This is a genomic window from Streptomyces ossamyceticus, assembly GCF_001418475.1.
Taxonomy (GTDB): Bacteria; Actinomycetota; Actinomycetes; order Streptomycetales; family Streptomycetaceae; genus Streptomyces; species Streptomyces ossamyceticus.
This window is the reverse complement of sequence record NZ_LIQX01000862.1, coordinates 1-1,578: the sequence shown is the minus strand read 5'-3', so window position 1 is coordinate 1,578 and position 1,578 is coordinate 1. Positions and strand designations below refer to the sequence as shown.

At 76.4% G+C, this 1,578-nt stretch carries 1 protein-coding gene; it reads left to right on the top strand.

Annotated elements, in window-relative coordinates; genetic code table 11:
- The first annotated feature begins 295 nt into the window (after positions 1-295).
- Complete coding sequence (locus AOK15_RS39830) at positions 296-1,576, top strand: amidohydrolase family protein (protein ID WP_055523967.1); 1,281 nt, start codon at positions 296-298, stop codon at positions 1,574-1,576.
- The last annotated feature ends 2 nt before the right edge of the window (positions 1,577-1,578 follow it).

The following is a 1,578-nucleotide window of genomic DNA, read 5'->3' as shown; positions in this document are numbered from 1 at the left end:
GAGTGAGACGAGCCTAGGCGGGCCTCACTCGGCCCCCCTTTCCCGTCCCCGGCGATGGCGCCCCGACACAGGAATCACACACGTACGGCACCGGGAACCACGCGGGCCCGACACATGAACCACGCCGGTACGACTATTGCGCTCCTCCGCGCCGAGGCCGTGCGGCCCGCCTAGGCTCGTCTCACTCTGCGTGATCTTGTGTCCCTCACCTGCCGCGCCGTCCCCACGGCCCCGTCCACCGTCCCCGTCCGCCTCCGCCGTCATGTGCAGCCGTCGCCGAGCCCTTGGGAGCGCGATGCCCGACAGCCAGCCGCAGCCGTCCCCCTCCTCGTCCGACCCGCCGTCGGGCCCGGACGAACCGGGCACCCTGCTGCTGTGCGGTGCGCGGCTCATGGACGGTCGGGTCGTGGACGTCCGGCTGGGCGGCGGCCGTATCGAGGCGGTCGGCACGGCGGGCAGCCTGGGGACGGGCCGTACGACCGCGTCCGGTGCCCCCGTCGCGCGCGTGGACCTCGCCGGCCATCTGCTGCTCCCCGCCCCCGCCGAACCGCACGCCCACGGCGACACCGCCCTGTCGGCGGAGATCGAAGGGCCGGTCCCGTACGACGGCCAGGACGTCCAGCGGCGGTTCACCGAGGCCGCGTTGCTGCAACTCGGGCACGGGGCCACGGCGTTGCGCTCGCATGTGCACGTAGGGGACGTGCAGGGGCTCGGGGCGCTGGCTGCCGTCCTGCGGGCGCGGCGGGCGCTGCGCGGGCTCGTGGAGGTGACGGCGGTGGCGATGCCCCGGCTGCTGACCGGGGTGGCGGGGACGGAGGGGCTCGCGATGCTCCGGGACGCGGTGAAGATGGGCGCCTCCGTGGTGGGGGGATGCCCCGATGTGGACCCCGACCCCGCCGGGTACGTGGAGGCCGTGCTGGACATCGCCTCCGAGCACGGTTGCCCGGTCGACCTGCACACCGACGCCGACGACCCGGCCCGGCTCGCCCGGCTCGCGGCCATGGCGGGCGGGCTGCGTCCCGGCGTGACCCTCGGCCCGTGCGCGGGCCTCGCGCGCCTTCCCGCCCCGGTCGCGTCCCGCGCCGCGGACCAGTTGGCGGCGGCCGGCGTGGGCGTCTTCTCCCTGCCCCAGGGCGGCTGCGGCACCGTGGACGGCGGGGGCACCGCGCCCGTACGGCTGCTGCGGTCGGCAGGGGTGCGGGTCGCGGCGGGCAGCGGGGCCCTGCGGGACGTCTCCAACCCGGTGGGGCGTGGTGATCCGCTGGAGGCCGCGTATCTGCTGGCCTCGCGGGACGGTTTGCGTGCGGAGGACGCGTACGACGCGGTGAGCGGGGCGGCGCGGGCGGCCCTGGGCCTGCCCGAGGTGCGCGTGGAGGCCGGTTTCCCCGCCGAACTGCTGGCCGTCCGGGGCGAAACGCTCGCCGGTGTGCTCTCCCTGGCGTACACCCGGATCGTCGTGCACCGGGGGCGCGTGGTGGCCCGCACGAGCGCGGTACGGGAGTTCTGCGGGTCGGCGACGGGAGCGGCGCCGGATCTTCCCCGACAGGGGCGGGGGAAGCCGTTTCCGGGGGCGTAGGG

Bases quoted from the DNA above. Each gene is read 5' to 3' on its own strand.
- AOK15_RS39830 (WP_055523967.1), top strand. From the start codon at position 296: ATGCCCGACAGCCAGCCGCAGCCGTCCCCCTCCTCGTCCGACCCGCCG.